This is a genomic window from Bradyrhizobium sp. SZCCHNR1053 (assembly GCF_032381235.1).
Taxonomy (GTDB): Bacteria; Pseudomonadota; Alphaproteobacteria; order Rhizobiales; family Xanthobacteraceae; genus Bradyrhizobium.
The window spans coordinates 255,561-269,232 of sequence record NZ_JAUHJM010000003.1 but is presented as its reverse complement, the minus strand read 5'-3'; the positions used below and the strand labels follow the sequence as shown (position 1 = coordinate 269,232).

The 13,672-nt window shown below is 61.1% G+C and carries 13 protein-coding genes; 4 read left to right on the top strand and 9 right to left on the bottom strand.

Features of this window, described 5'->3' with window-relative positions; all coding sequences use genetic code 11:
- Positions 1-22 precede the first annotated feature (22 nt).
- Complete coding sequence (locus QX051_RS10385) at positions 23-997, bottom strand: N-carbamoyl-D-amino-acid hydrolase (protein ID WP_315776035.1); 975 nt, start codon at positions 995-997, stop codon at positions 23-25.
- 153 nt (positions 998-1,150) lie between these two features.
- Between QX051_RS10385 and QX051_RS10380 the strand changes: the two genes are divergently transcribed.
- A complete protein-coding gene (locus QX051_RS10380; RefSeq protein ID WP_315776034.1) occupies positions 1,151-2,089 on the top strand; it encodes a LysR family transcriptional regulator in 939 nt (312 codons plus the stop codon).
- Between the two features lie 115 nt (positions 2,090-2,204).
- On the opposite strand, the gene QX051_RS10375 is transcribed toward QX051_RS10380, so the two are convergent.
- From QX051_RS10375 to QX051_RS10350, 6 genes are all read right to left on the bottom strand, one after another.
- Entirely contained in the window at positions 2,205-2,993 is a 789-nt protein-coding gene (locus QX051_RS10375) for a creatininase family protein (protein ID WP_315776033.1), read from the bottom strand.
- A 295-nt stretch (positions 2,994-3,288) separates the two neighbouring features.
- A complete protein-coding gene (locus QX051_RS10370) occupies positions 3,289-3,531 on the bottom strand; it encodes a hypothetical protein (protein WP_315738505.1) in 243 nt (80 codons plus the stop codon).
- Positions 3,532-3,810: 279 nt separating this feature from the next.
- On the bottom strand, positions 3,811-4,569 hold the full coding sequence (locus QX051_RS10365) for a hypothetical protein (RefSeq protein WP_315776032.1): 759 nt from the start codon (positions 4,567-4,569) through the stop codon (positions 3,811-3,813).
- A 2-nt stretch (positions 4,570-4,571) separates the two neighbouring features.
- Positions 4,572-5,318, bottom strand: coding sequence for a hypothetical protein (locus QX051_RS10360; protein ID WP_315776031.1), 747 nt, complete (start codon positions 5,316-5,318; stop codon positions 4,572-4,574).
- Complete coding sequence (locus QX051_RS10355) at positions 5,311-7,173, bottom strand: hypothetical protein (RefSeq protein ID WP_315776030.1); 1,863 nt, start codon at positions 7,171-7,173, stop codon at positions 5,311-5,313. The genes QX051_RS10360 and QX051_RS10355 overlap by 8 nt, the downstream gene beginning before the upstream one ends.
- 22 nt (positions 7,174-7,195) lie before the next feature.
- Positions 7,196-7,462: a hypothetical protein gene (locus QX051_RS10350; protein WP_315776029.1), complete on the bottom strand. Its 267-nt coding sequence runs from the start codon at positions 7,460-7,462 to the stop codon at positions 7,196-7,198.
- A 125-nt stretch (positions 7,463-7,587) separates the two neighbouring features.
- Between QX051_RS10350 and QX051_RS10345 the strand changes: the two genes are divergently transcribed.
- From QX051_RS10345 to QX051_RS10335, 3 genes are all read left to right on the top strand, one after another.
- The gene (locus QX051_RS10345) at positions 7,588-8,091 is read left to right on the top strand and encodes a very short patch repair endonuclease (RefSeq protein WP_315776028.1); all 504 of its coding nucleotides are present in this window, start codon (positions 7,588-7,590) and stop codon (positions 8,089-8,091) included.
- Positions 7,988-9,526 (top strand): DNA cytosine methyltransferase, encoded by a 1,539-nt coding sequence (locus tag QX051_RS10340; protein ID WP_315776027.1) that lies wholly within the window; start codon positions 7,988-7,990, stop codon positions 9,524-9,526. Before QX051_RS10345 ends, QX051_RS10340 begins: the two co-directional genes overlap by 104 nt.
- A gap of 882 nt (positions 9,527-10,408) precedes the next feature.
- Positions 10,409-10,843 (top strand): DUF2267 domain-containing protein, encoded by a 435-nt coding sequence (locus QX051_RS10335; protein WP_315738506.1) that lies wholly within the window; start codon positions 10,409-10,411, stop codon positions 10,841-10,843.
- 59 nt (positions 10,844-10,902) lie between these two features.
- Here the strand turns inward: QX051_RS10335 and QX051_RS10330 are convergent, their stop codons facing one another.
- Together QX051_RS10330 and QX051_RS10325 are read right to left on the bottom strand one after the other, a co-directional pair.
- Entirely contained in the window at positions 10,903-12,816 is a 1,914-nt protein-coding gene (locus QX051_RS10330) for a nitric oxide reductase activation protein NorD (RefSeq protein WP_315776026.1), read from the bottom strand.
- 3 nt (positions 12,817-12,819) lie between these two features.
- Complete coding sequence (locus QX051_RS10325; protein ID WP_315776025.1) at positions 12,820-13,629, bottom strand: CbbQ/NirQ/NorQ/GpvN family protein; 810 nt, start codon at positions 13,627-13,629, stop codon at positions 12,820-12,822.
- Positions 13,630-13,672: the final 43 nt, after the last annotated feature.

Genomic DNA, 13,672 nt, shown 5'->3' with positions numbered 1-13,672 from the left:
CGACACTCCCCCATGTGAACGGCTAATCGACCGCGACCGGCTCGACCACGCCGGCGCGCTCGGTGATGACCTTGTACTGATCCGGCCGGCGATGCGCCGCGAAGTTGAACATCTTGTCCTTGCCCTGGCGGCACAGATCGAGGTCGATGTCGGCGACGATGACCTCATCGGCGAGCGTCGTCGCCTTCGCCACGATGCAGCCATTGGGATCGACGATGCAGGAGCCGCCGATCAGCCCGCTGCCATCCTCGTCGCCGGCCTTCGCCACCGCGATCGCCCAGGTCGCGTTCATGTAGGCGTTGGCTTGCGCCACCAGCGTCGAATGGAAGGTGCGCAGCGAGGCATCCTCGGTGGTGCCGCCATTGGGATCGTAGGCCGCGGAATTGTAGCCGACGCAGACCAGCTCGACGCCCTGCAGCCCGAGCACGCGCCACGATTCCGGCCAGCGCCGGTCGTTGCAGATCATCATCCCCATGATCGCGCCGCCCCATTCGCCGCCGGCGCGCACCGCTGGAAAGCCGAGATCGCCGTAGCCGAAATAGCGCTTCTCCAACTGCTGATACCTGGCGCCCGGCCGCGGCTCGACCGAACCCGGCAGATGCACCTTGCGATATTTGCTGATGATCTCGCCGTCAGGGTCGACCAGGATGGAGCTGTTGAATCGGCGTCCGTCCGGCGTCAGCTCGGCATAGCCGACATAGAAGCCGACACGAACCTCTCGCGCCCGGTCGAACAGCGCAGCGACGGCCGGGTTTGGCATCGACCGCTCGAAATGGTCGTCGAGCGCCTCGTCTTCGAGGATCCATCGCGGAAAGAACGTCGTGAAGGCGAGCTCGGGGAAAACCACCAGCTTCGCGCCCTGGCTGGCGGCCTGATCCAGCAGCGCAATCATGCGGGACAGCGTGTGCGTCCGGCTGTCGGCGCGCTGGGTCGGTCCCATCTGGGCGGCGGCGGCGCGGAAGATACGGCTCAATAGTGCCTCCGATCTGTGCGCCATGCCGAACGATCAGGCGGAACGCCGCCTGGATGCGCGCACTGGAAGAAGGGATCATTTGGCGAAGGCGGCGCGGGATTTGCAATCTGCCCACACGGCCGCGCGCTATGATATTTTGGCCAAGACCATCACCGGGGCTTATAGGACGACCATGCCATGAACCTGCGCCAGCTGGAGATCCTGCGGGCCGTCATTCGCCATCACACCACCGTCGCCGCCGCCGAAGAGCTGGCGCTGTCGCAGCCCGCGATCAGCAACGCGCTCAAGGCGATGGAGGCCCAGGCCGGCTTCACCCTGTTCGAGCGCGTCAACAACCGACTGTTTCCGACGCCGGAGGCAATGACGCTCTATGAGGAAAGCGATGCGATCTTCACCTTGCATGCCCGGCTGGAAAACCGCGTGCGTGACCTGCGCGAGCAGAAGACGGGTCATCTGTCGATCGTCGCCACGCCGCCGCTCGCCTACAGCATCATCCCGCCGACCTTGTCGGGCTTCCTGCGGCGCCGGCCGCAGACGCGGATGTTCTTCGACGTCAGGCGCTATGAGGGCATCATCGAGGGCGTGCTCGGCAATGTCGCCGAGCTCGGTTTCGCGCTCGGACTGTCTGACCATCCCGGGATCGCCCATGAGGTCGTGCACACCGGCGAGATGGTGTGCGTGATGCCGGCCCGGCATCCGCTTGCCGAATGCGACGTGATCTCAGCGCGGGATCTCGTCGGGTTCCCGCTGATCGGCCTCGAACGCGGCACCCGCCTCGGCGAAGCCGTGCGCGAGAGCTTCCGGCAAGCCGATGCGGACTTCCTGCCGACCGTCGAAGTGCGCTACTGCAACACGGCCTGCGTGCTGGCTTCGACCGGCGTCGGTGTCGCCGTGGTCGATCCATTCTCGCCGCGCCAGGGCGGGCATGATCTCGTAGTACGGCCGTTCACGCCCTGCACCACGGTGTCGGCCTATGTGCTGTGGTCCGAGGCAAGGCCGCTGTCGAATCTGGCGAAGACGTTTCGAAACGAGGTGCGCAACGCGAGCCGGAGTCTCACCGGTTGCGTCGACGCGATCGGGGCTCCGAGTCTCGCCGCTTCCGCGGAACGCAGCTGAGCTTGCCGATCGGCACGGTGCGTCCATGATTAAACCGGTGGACGTATCGTTTGCCGCCCATCATCCGAAACGCCTGCCTGCGGCGGGCTTCCCGGGATGATGCTCTGCGTCGCTGTCATCTTGCGGCTGGCGGCGGAGTTGTTGCAGTCGACCATGGCTCGCCCGCCCGCAGTCGCGCCGCCAGCGCCGCCGCGCAGCCGGCGAGCAGCTTCTCGCCCTTTGCAGCAGATGCCTTGCGCGCGTCGCCTGCGACGCCGGAGGCCGTGATGTCGGCGAACGATCTGAACATTTTCAGCGACGGCACCAGCGAGCCCATGATGTCGAAGCTCGGCCCAAAGGCCGCGTCGAGCCTCGCCGCATCGACGAGGCTGGGATGAACCACCATCATCATCGAGGTCTCGGCTTCGCAGGCATGCATCACGCCCTCCTGATCCTCGAGGACCTCGGCCATCATCTCCCGCCCTTCCATGAAATAGGTCGTCGTCGCGATCGGCGCATTGAGCTCGCGCGTCAATTCGACGGTGAGAGTGGCCAGCGCCTGAATGTTGCCGCCATGGCCGTTGACGATCACGATGCGGCGGAAGCCGGCATTCAGGATCGAGCGACACAGGTCCCTAAGCACGGCGTGGTAGGTGGCGAGACCGAGGGTGAAGGTGCCGCCGAACGGAACGTGATGGTCGGCGAGCCCGCACCAGACGGTCGGCGCGACCACGATGGGATAGTCTGGAGCCAGCTCCAGCGCGGTGCGACGGCAGACCTCGCTGCACAGGAAGTCGTCAACGCCCGTCGGCAGATGCGGGCCGTGCTGCTCGGTCGAGGCCACCGGCAACAACACGATCGCGTCGCGCGCCGCGAGCGCGCGAAGCGCTGCGGCGGAAAGTCTGTTCCAGGCGGTTTCTGTCATGATGGCTGCTCGCATGGTCGGAGATGAGGAAGATTGGCTCATACCACCCGACACCGCAACGGCGCATCTTGCGCGCAGGCCGCGACAGCCGTCTGCGTGCACCCCAGCCACGACGCGGCTGCAGTTACAGCGCCCTCTCCCACAACGGGCGAGGGCGCAGTAACGGGCACCGCACCCTCGGCTAGATCAGGAGCTGCTTTCCATACACTCAAACATCGATAACGATTGCGATGACCTCAACAAGGTGCAACGGCCTTGCGTCCTCACGACACCAGGACCCGCACGGCAGGCCGACTCACGCCCGCGCCAACTCGATGTCGTGGGTCTGCTTCGTCTCCGCGTCGTACACCCTGATCTGCAACATCGGAAACCGGCGCTTCAGGTCATGCGCGCCGTTGTGCGCGCCCTCTTTTGTCTTGAACTCGGTCTTGATCTGACCATCGACCACGACGGCATAGCCGGTCAGCGGAAGGTCTTTGCCGGATTTGTCTTGAGCAGGCTTGTTGTGAACAGACTTCTCTTGGGCAGACTTGAGCATTGCGAGCCGACGTCGATTCGTGAGTTGAAGGGCATCGAGCGCGCCAGTGTCTGCGCCTCGAACGACTCCGATCTAAGGTGAGTCTGTCGCGCGGAGCAAGCGAAGACGCGTTCTGCACAAGCAGTGCGATTACGGTTCAACCTGATGGCGCAACGCGCGGCCGGCAATGATCTCGGGATGTGCTGGCGGAGTGACTTTAGGAAGAACGATCGAATAACCCTACGGGAACTTCGAGTCCAGCTTCCTTCGGATCCGAGCGTGGCGTTCGACGCTCGTGACTCAGGAAAACGTATTTGGCGAAGAATGAGCATCGCTTGAAGCTTGGGCTCGTTTTGAATACGACGACTTCCAGCGTTCAAACTCACGTGGCAGAGTCTTCAACAGCTCGTCCACGGTCATCTCTGGCGGATCATAGGTGCGCCGAAGCTGCCGTATGAACCGTACGAGCCGCCGAGGTGTACCGTCCTTCTTGCCCTGAGCACCTCGCTTGAGCGTGTTGCGCTCGCTATCCCAGTAAAGTTGATCCGCCAATCCAACGACGGGACACGCGCCAAACGCTTCCTGCTGACCCCCGATCTGCTCCAGCGTCTCAGGCTGCTTGTCAATTGGGAAGGCAAGCATGACGCGCGCAGCTTGACCATGGTCCTTGAGGGCCATCCAGCTCATACGCACGATGTGCCTGCTCCAAAGGCGATTCTTTAACTCACATGAGTATCGGAATATTTGCTTTACCTGTCGCCTTCCGGAGGCGTCAGGGGGAAGGAGCTCATTGACGTAGAAGAGCGAGAGCCAATCCCAAAGGCCTTCATCGAAGCGGATCGCTGCCGCGGGAAGTCCATTCAGCTTTGCAAGCAGGTACTCTCCAAGCTCAAGTCGCGATTCGAAGCTGCGACCGTCGATAGCGACAGGACGATCAAAGCCCTCCGAAGTGTTCGGATCGGTTAGCAGATTCGTGGGAGCAGGATTCGGAGCGCCCGTCTGCAACCAATCGCGAAACCGCTCGCGACCATCACGATTTAGTCGCCGTACAGCCGGCATGATCAATCCTCTGGTTGAATAAGGTTTAAAATACCGTGACGAACACTAAACGCGGCGCAGACGTCGTCTATCCATTTCATCGCCTCCGCAGTATCTGACCAGTCTGGCTTCTCGTGCCCAGTGAGTTCCTGCGCAAACCTGATCCAATCAGTAGTCCAATCACCATCGTCTTCGTCATCGGTATCTTCACCCCGCCGTTCAAGGCAAAGCATCATCAATACTTGCCTGAGCGCAGCAGGCAGAATGAGGGCCTGAAACTCAGGATCAGTCCGAAAGCGGCTGACCGCTCCCGGAATCTGATTGTTGATTACCAGCGCCGGTTGATGATCGTCGTCGTATATCTCGGTTTTCCAAGGCTCCTGTTTGAGATCGCGCTCTACGACCTTGAGCAGTTCGTGGCGTCCGGCCTCGATGTCGTCGTCAGCACCTAGGCGGTCTCCCCACGCGAGAACCCTGCCGGTGTCTGGTTCAACGACCTTAATGCGGAACTTTACCGACGATGGTTCAAGCTCGCGCAATACCAGCGACGATTGAGGAACAATTTCTGCAACCGTGCCAAACGAAAACCGCTCGTGGAGGCTTTGCCGGTAAGCTTCCACGACCACGTTAGCTTGTGGCGGAAGCTTCAAAGTTGAAAGATCAATCTCTGCGCGGAATTCTGCCGTCCCATCGGCAAATGGTGTCACAGCGAAGACGGCCATGCCGGAGTCGATCTTCTGGCGGCCAGTACTGTTGATTCTGCTACGCATCAACGGCCTCCCTCGTGCGGATGATATTGTAGTCGACGATTAGATCGCGGCGCAGATCGAAACCGTCGACCAACAGTTCAAACTCGCGATCTTCAATGGTCAACAGAACAACGTTATCGCTGGCTTCGTGCTCTGCTCCAATAGAGTTCACCCTAAGCTCTGAGTCAGTAAAATCGAAATCGAGGCGGTCCCATTTTGGCTTGCCATGCTCGACGTCGTAGCACACCGTGACCTTGACCACGGCAGGCAAGGTCGCATCGATAAAGCCCGGCCCGGGCTTGACCGAAAATCCTCCTTTGCGCTTCTGCAACAGGAGTTTCCGCTTTTCCGCAGGAAACCGTGGCGGTCTTGCGAGTTCGGGCCCTTCTTGTTGCTTCGTCCTCTGACCTTTTCCTCGAATCTTATCTGGCGGTTGCGCAGGGTCTTCGACCCAGAAAAAGCTTTTCAGCGCTGATTTATGAACACGATCCTGACCTGTCGCAAGGAACCGGTGAAGAGTAGTCGGGGCGTACCTGATCTGACCGAGCGTTTGCCGAGGATATGTCCAGTTCTGCTTAACTCGAGCTGCAGTTGCCGCCCATTTGGTGTGAGCAGGGTTCTCAGCATCTGCAAGAAACTCGCTTATTGCGTCATCCTGCGCAACGAGCATCGCAAAGCAGCCCTGCGCACTGAATTGGGCCGCTTCGTCCGGCACTGTGATGTCGCCTCTCACATATAGAGCGGCTTGTTCCTGCCCTTGCAATGCTGCCTGGAAGAAGACAGTGAACGCGGAATCAGCCACCTCCCCCTTCTTTCGTCCCAGTGAAATTGGAACCTGAAAGCCGACAACTTCCCCCTTGGAATATTGATCTCTTAACGTGGAGATTTCGGCGTCGAGCATGCTTTCAGTGATACGTTCTTCTGAGCCGCGCTCGCGTTTGCTCACTTTAACAAGATTCTTAGAATCGAAATTATGCGCAGCATCGATGAATCCGATGAGCCCCGCCGGCAACACGTCTTTGGCAATACGCCGAACACTTTCTGAATTCACCTCCTGGTCAAGCACGTCGATAACAAGGCGACCGGTTAGGATAGGATACGCATAATTCTTGACAACGAAACGCAACAGATGGTCGCGATCTATGTCACCCACCGGGAAGGGCACAACGACTGACAACCCCGGCTCATTTTGGCGCGCGAGCTGAAAGGCTTTTTTGAAGTCACTGATGTCCTGAGGGTTACGAATGGGCTGCAGACGCTGGCCGCTCCAATCTCCAAAATGCCCGTGGGGAGCATAGCGGACACCGTCAATAAAGTGGGTACGATGAACAGCCTGACCCAGCAACAGCGCTGAGCCTTCGCCTTCACGTTTCGTGAGTCCAAAGAGACAGCGGCTAGCCGACATCATCGGATAGACAAGTTTGCCGAGTCCCCACCTCCCGTTCTTGCTCCCTTGCTTAAATGAGCGCCCGTGGCGAAACCAGAAAGAACGGAAATTACCGTCATCCTGCTCGTCGTCAGTTTTTCCAGTTAGCCCCTCCGTTCCAAAGTCTTCGATTATTAAGGCTGATGGGGCCGCCAGAAGATTGTCCGGAATATTGAAGCGGCTTGCTTCAAGATGCGGCATCATGTCTGCCAGTAGGACCCTCATGTATTCTGCGTTCAGCCCACTTCGGCTGTCGACCCGCGCAAATCGGAGTTGCACGGGTTCCTCTGAACCGACCCGCCTCGCATCCTGAGAGTTTTGCGTGGCCTCGCGGACCAGAGCTTCTGTTTCCGGCACTGTTTCCGTGTTGAACTGGTCTCCTTCCGTGACCTCCTGCTCAACGTCGTTGAAGCCACGTTCTGAGAACTTCCAGCAATTTTCTGCAGCCATTAAGACCTCTCGGATGCACAAACTAGAGCTTAAAATCTACGTCGTCGCTGTTGCGTTGCTTGCTCTCGAACTTGTTTCGAGCGAGCCTCAACTCCCGATCCAGCACGCGGAAAATCTTATCGATTTCCTCTTTGCCGTAGTCGTAGTTGTTCCGGTTGCTCAGGTTTGAGATCAGCCGAATATCCTTGATAGTGCGAACAACTCTCTTCTCCGCGAGACGGCGGAACCGCTGGCTGGGAGACTCCCCTGAACGCCCTTCATCCTCATCGACTGTCTCTTCACGATCCATGCGTCACCGGGATACACTCCATTACGCGCATAGGTACACTGTAAATCAACGAATGTCAAATTTTACGTGATATACGATCTACATTTTCCGTATTTAGTGCGCAAACGTAAAATCCAGGGACCCGGATGGACAGGATTACCGTAGAACGTCGTAGCGCCAATATGGCAGCGATAAAGGGCTCCAATACCAAGCCCGAATTGGAGGTCCGCAGACTGTTGCGTGAGTTAGGGGTCGGCTACAGGCTTCATGTAAAAGGCCTGCCTTCGCGCCCTGACATAGTTATGAAGGGGCGCCGCAAGATTATTCTTGTGCACGGTTGCTTCTGGCACCGGCACAACGAATGTCCATTTGCCTACAGCCCCAAATCTCGAAAAGCATTCTGGGAAAAGAAGTTTGCGGCCAACGTGGCGCGCGATGAGCGCGACCAGAACACCCTCAAAACGATGGGATGGGACGTTATGGTTTTGTGGGAATGTGAAGTTGCTGACGCTAAGTTGCTTCACAGGCGAATCAGTTCTTTTCTCTATGGGAAACCCAATGCGCGGGGGCGGCGCCCAAATTCACGACAAAGGGCTCATCAAAGAAAAGCTGACCCGGCTCGCAGGCGGAGCTCGGCCAAGGGTCCTTGATCTGTTTTCCGGATGCGGCGGAATATCGCTGGGTTTCGAGCGGGCTGGATTTGAAATAGCAGCGGCAATCGAACTCGACGCGCATGCCGCCGCAACACATGCGGCAAACTTCTTCAAAACTTGTGCTCCAGAAACAACTGCACATCATGCGAAGCCTCGAAATATCCTTGAGGTCGAGCCAGATGAGCTGGCACACGAACTTGGGCTCGGGCCCATCAAAAAGGCATTTGACGTCGTGGTCGGTGGCCCGCCCTGCCAAGCGTATACGCGCATCGGGAGAGCCAAACTTCGAGAGATTGCCGCGCATCCAGCGGCCTATAAGATTGATCCGCGCGCCAACCTTTATCTTCGCTACCTCCATTATGTGAAAGCGACGACGCCTCTGGCGCTTCTCATCGAAAATGTTCCCGACGCTCTGAATTTTGGCGGCCACAATGTAATGGCTGAAATCGCTGACGCTCTTGCGGAGCTCGGCTACGAAGCAAGATACACCCTACTAAACGCAGCATTTTACGGTATCCCGCAAATGCGGGAGCGAGCCTTTCTTCTCGCATACCACCGTTCAATTGAGGCGACTATCAGATTTCCCAAACCGATTCGCCATATGAGCCTGCCTCGAGGATATAACGGCGTAAGGTCGGTTGCCTTAAAACACATTGATCTCTTCGATGGCGGTAATTTCGTTGAATCTGATCGCGGATCGGCACGACTGCGTTTCCCAGTTACTTGCAAGGAGGCCCTCGGTGATCTGCCGCCGATAACGCTGCACATGGAAGGTAAACTTCGTAGAGGGGCGCGGCGGTTTGATCAATGTATCCCATACGCCTCGAACGGCCGTGAAGTACGCGGCTACGCAAGGCTTATGCGTCGTTGGCCAGGATTTGAGGCAGAACTTGGTGTTTGGGATCACGTGATACGCTATCTTCCGCGCGATATTCAGACCTTTTCGGAAATGCCAAATGGAGCTGAATATCCAGCAGCCCACGCAACTGCTGTATCCATTTGGGAGCGGCGCGTAACAAGTGAGGAGAAGCGTGCGGGCCGCAAGCTATCGAAGACGGAACGAGAGAAGCTTCGCGATTTGATCGTACCTCCCTACCCGCTTGGATCATTTCCGAACCGATGGTGGAAACTGCTGCCCAATTTCCCCTCACGCACGTTGATGGCTCATCTCGGCAAAGACACATACAGCCATATCCATTACGACTCTAAACAGGCACGTGTGATTAGTGTGCGCGAAGCAGCCCGTCTCCAATCCTTCCCCGACGGATTTCGCTTTTGTGGAACTATGAATCCTGCTTATCGCCAAATCGGGAATGCCGTCCCTCCCTTGCTGGCCTGGGCCATTGCGCGCGAAATGGCGAAAAGCCTTCAAGCAGCGGTCCGATTCGATAATAAATTCACCGCCGGATTGGTTGCCGAAGCTGCTGAGTGAAGCTTGCAAGACTGCTCGGACTCACTCGTCGACCCGTTGATCGTTCCGCACGAAACAGCATGACCGCCATGCGCGAATTGCCCGTCGTGCCACTCTGCCACAGATAAACCTCTTGCAGCGTCGGGCAAATCAGCTCCACATTTCCGCGCATCCCGCCTCATGAAGAGGGGCGTGTCGCGAACGTCACGAGACGTGGAGTGCGGGATGCGATGGACGCGACGTGTCGCAGCGGGTGTTATGCCTGCGGACGAACGGCACGGCGCGGACGGCGAAATCGCATGGTCCTGGCGCCGCGACGCTGGCGTCAAGCTCGCGACGAGGTTTCAGCCTCGCACGAGTGACGGTGGCAAGACAGCCCGTTCACCGGGGAGAATGCGTATAAGCCGTAACACCGTCGCGCAGGGAAGGCCGGGATGTCTCAGCCGAACCTGTGGTTCCTGCCCCGTGCATTCTTTCCGCACGGGGGCCATGGGGGCGGCGAGCTCCCGGCCTTCCCTGCGCCCTCTCACTTGAAGAGGGTGACGTCATGCAAGCCTCGGGCGTAACCTGCGCCGCGAGATCGCGATGTGCTGTCCTGCTGTTTGTCAGTGTGAACCCCGATCCCCGTGAGATCACGGATGCCGCGCCCGCCGCCCGGTATCCCTGTCGGCAGCTCGGCGCAGATGAGCGGGAACCGTCAACGGCGGCCCGGCGCGGTTGACCCTCCATTTACCTCACGATCGGCCACAACACTCGCGTTGATGCAGATCAACATCCTCGCTGAGAACGCGCCGCCTACTCACAAGGCTCCCTAGCGAATCAGTCGTCGCTGTTGCTTCGTTCGGCGTCCCGCGAACGGTCCTTGTGCAGCATTCATCTTGTGCAGCATTCATGGAGAATCACATGAGCGAGATCGGCGTGACGGCTCTGGATCACACCGTCCAGGAAACCAACATCTGGCTGAAGGCCATCGAGCAGCGCCTCGCGCTCTCGAGCCGACAGCAGGCCTACAACGCGCTGCGCGCGGTGCTGCACGTGCTGCGCGACCGCCTGCCGATGGCGACCGCCGTGAACTTCGGCGCGCAGCTGCCGCTGCTCATTCGCGGCATCTACTACGAAGGCTGGCATCACGCGGCGACGCCGACCAAGGACCGCCATCTCGAATATTTCGTCGATGACATCTTCCGTCAGTTGCCGCCACAATTTCCGGTCGATCCGCTCAGGGCCGCACGCGGCATCTTCGAAATTCTCTGGGAGAAGCTCGACCCTGGCGAGTTCGATAAGCTGATGGGTCATTTGCCGGTGCCGTTGCGGAATCTGCGCGAGCCGGCGACCTGAAGGGGAGCAAGCTCCCGAAAGGTAAGAAACAGCTCGCAACTCGCAACCAGCGTCCGACCTCAATGGGCAATCTGCCGATACAGTGCGGGCAGTGCTGCAGGCAGTCGCCTGATGTTGCCGACGATGCCGTAGCCGCCGCGGCCGAACAGGGTCGGAAAATACGACTGCGCCGACGCATCGATGGTCACGCCGAACACCGCGACGCCGCCGCGCCGCGCCTCCTGCACCGCCTTGCGCGTGTCCTCGATCGCGAAACGTCCCTCATAGTGATCGACGTCGTTCGGCTTGCCGTCGGTCAGCACCAGCAGCAGACGCTTGCGCTCGGGTCGCTCGGCGAGCTCGCCGGCGGCGTAACGCACCGCCGTGCCGATGCGCGTGTAGTAGCCGGGCCTGAGCGCACCGATACGGCGCTCGACCCGCCCGCTCATCGGCTCGCCGAATGCCTTCACGGTCTCCAGGCGGACCCATGAGTTGCGCCGCGAGGTGAAGGTGAGAATGCTGTGGCTGTCGCCGCAGGCCGACAGCCCATGCGCCAGCACCAGCAGCGCCTCCTTCTCGACGTCGAGCACGCGCACGCCGTCGATCCACGCATCGGTGGACAGGGAGACGTCGACCAGGAGAGTCACCGCGAGATCATGCGCGAGCGGGCGCATCGCCAGATGCACGCGATCAAGTCCGCCATGGCCGGCATTGAGATCGCTGCGCGCGCGCACCAGCGCGTCGATGTCGAGGTCGTGGCCGTCGGCCTGCGCGCGCATCACCTCGTGACGCGGCCGCAAGGTCTCGAACCTGCGCCGTACGCTGCGGATGCGCCGACGCATCGCATCGTCCGGAGCCCACGCCTCGCCCGCCTCGGCGGCGTCGCCGGTCACGACGCGGCAATGGTCCGGCAGATAGGCGCCGCTGCGATAATTCCATTCGGGATACAGCCGGCCGCTGTCGAGCCGGGCCGTGTCCACCGCCTCGGGCGGCAGGTCGAGATCGAATTTCAGCTTGCTCGCCGGACGCCCCTTGCGCCTGGCGATCGCGAGCTCATCGAGATCGTCGGCGGCCTTGCGGGCATCGTCATCGTCGGGATCGTCGGAAGGGCGATCGACATTGACCATCTCCGCCATCGCCAGGATCTTCTCGAAGCGGTTGAGAATGAACGGATCGCGCTTGGCCGTGTCGTCGCGCTCGCGCCGCGCAAAGCGCTTGCGGGTGTCGGGTGCCCCCTCCTGCTCCGCGGGCGTCTGCGTCTCGTCGTCATCGCGCGCCGCGGCAACGGCATCGCGGCTCCAGCAATCGCCCCATAGCGGACACGGCAGCATCGTCCGATAGCCGGGCGGGGCGGCCTCCGGCAACGCGCCGCCGGCGATGACCGCATTCCACAGCGCGCCCTTGGGCGGCGCGCCGGCGCCGAGCAGCGCCATGACGATATGCTCGACCTGCTGCTCGAGCCGAGGCAGCGGCCGCCGCGGCCGCGCCGCAGCCAGCGCTTCGGCGAGTTGCGCATGCGTGCGCGCCAGTCCCGGAAAGCGCGCCAGCACCAGCGAGGTCGTCTCACAGGCCCGGCGCAGCGCCAGCAGATCATGCCGCAGCGGATCGCGCTCCGCGATCGGCTCGACCGCCATGGTCGCGAACCACGCCGCGAGCCAGTGATAGAGCTGCGCATTGAGCGCGCGATCCGGCAGCAAAGCGATGGTCTCCGGCAGGAACACGGTGGCGCCGTCGCGCCCGGCCTGATCGAGGCATTCGTCGCCGAGGCCAATGCGCTGGCGCCAGCCGAGCCGATGGCCCGACTTGCGCGCCCTGGCTCCGGCGACCTGCACGCCGCTCTCGCCGCCCAGCGCGCGGAACATCACGGCGATGCGGCCACTGATCTCGTTCAGCGCGACGGCCTGATCCGGATGGACCGGATAGCTCGAGGTCGTGCCGACCATGCGGTGCCAGGCGCGGCCGACGGTCTCCTCCAGTTCGAGAAAGTCGAGCATGGCTCACCCGATCACGGCACGCGCGACCTCGCGCAAAGCGGCCTTGACGTCGGCGTCATCGGTGAGCGGCTCGATCATCGCGGCGAGCACGGCGTCGGCGACGGGCGTGCCAGCCGCAACCAGGGTTGCGCAATAGACCAGGAGCCGGGTCGAGACGCCCTCCTCCAGGTCATGGCCCTGCAGCGCGCGGAGGCGATGCGCGAGCGCCACCAGCGGCCGAACGCGCTCCGGCGGCAGCCCGCTCTCGGCGGCGACCACCGCGATCTCCTGCTCGGCGGGCAGGAAGCCGAATTCGATGGCGATGAAGCGCTGCCGCGTCGACGGCTTGAGCGCCTTGTGCAGCGACTGATAGCCAGGATTGTAGGACACCACGAGCATGAAACCGTCGGGCGCGATCAGCTCCTCGCCGGTCCGCTCCAAGGGCAGGATCCGGCGGTCGTCGGTGAGGGGATGCAGCACCACGGTCACATCCTTGCGGGCCTCGACGACCTCGTCGAGATAGCAGATGCCGCCCTCGCGCACGGCGCGGGTCAGCGGGCCGTCGGTCCAGACGGTGTCACCGCCCTTGAGCAGATAGCGTCCGGTGAGATCGGCGGCGGTGAGGTCGTCGTGACAGGCCACCGTGTGCAGCGGCAGTTCCAGCCGCGCCGCCATGTGCGCGACGAAGCGGGTCTTGCCGCAGCCGGTCGGGCCCTTCAGGAGCACCGGCAGGCGATGCCGGAACGCATGCTCGAACAGCGCGCATTCATTGCCGGTCGGCGTGTACGAGGGAAACGACGGGGCGGTATCGATCGCGTGCAGCGCGGGCTTCATGATCACTCTCCGAATCGGGGGATGCGGGCGGCAGCATCGAGGC

Excerpts from the sequence above, each read along its gene's own strand:
- QX051_RS10385 (WP_315776035.1), bottom strand. The coding sequence starts at position 997 with ATGGCGCACAGATCGGAGGCACTATTGAGCCGTATCTTCCGCGCCGCC.
- QX051_RS10380 (WP_315776034.1), top strand. The coding sequence starts at position 1,151 with ATGAACCTGCGCCAGCTGGAGATCCTGCGGGCCGTCATTCGCCATCAC.
- QX051_RS10375 (WP_315776033.1), bottom strand. The coding sequence starts at position 2,993 with ATGACAGAAACCGCCTGGAACAGACTTTCCGCCGCAGCGCTTCGCGCG.
- QX051_RS10370 (WP_315738505.1), bottom strand. The coding sequence starts at position 3,531 with ATGCTCAAGTCTGCCCAAGAGAAGTCTGTTCACAACAAGCCTGCTCAA.
- QX051_RS10365 (WP_315776032.1), bottom strand. The coding sequence starts at position 4,569 with ATGCCGGCTGTACGGCGACTAAATCGTGATGGTCGCGAGCGGTTTCGC.
- QX051_RS10360 (WP_315776031.1), bottom strand. The coding sequence starts at position 5,318 with ATGCGTAGCAGAATCAACAGTACTGGCCGCCAGAAGATCGACTCCGGC.
- QX051_RS10355 (WP_315776030.1), bottom strand. The coding sequence starts at position 7,173 with ATGGCTGCAGAAAATTGCTGGAAGTTCTCAGAACGTGGCTTCAACGAC.
- QX051_RS10350 (WP_315776029.1), bottom strand. The coding sequence starts at position 7,462 with ATGGATCGTGAAGAGACAGTCGATGAGGATGAAGGGCGTTCAGGGGAG.
- QX051_RS10345 (WP_315776028.1), top strand. The coding sequence starts at position 7,588 with ATGGACAGGATTACCGTAGAACGTCGTAGCGCCAATATGGCAGCGATA.
- QX051_RS10340 (WP_315776027.1), top strand. The coding sequence starts at position 7,988 with ATGGGAAACCCAATGCGCGGGGGCGGCGCCCAAATTCACGACAAAGGG.
- QX051_RS10335 (WP_315738506.1), top strand. The coding sequence starts at position 10,409 with ATGAGCGAGATCGGCGTGACGGCTCTGGATCACACCGTCCAGGAAACC.
- QX051_RS10330 (WP_315776026.1), bottom strand. The coding sequence starts at position 12,816 with ATGCTCGACTTTCTCGAACTGGAGGAGACCGTCGGCCGCGCCTGGCAC.
- QX051_RS10325 (WP_315776025.1), bottom strand. The coding sequence starts at position 13,629 with ATGAAGCCCGCGCTGCACGCGATCGATACCGCCCCGTCGTTTCCCTCG.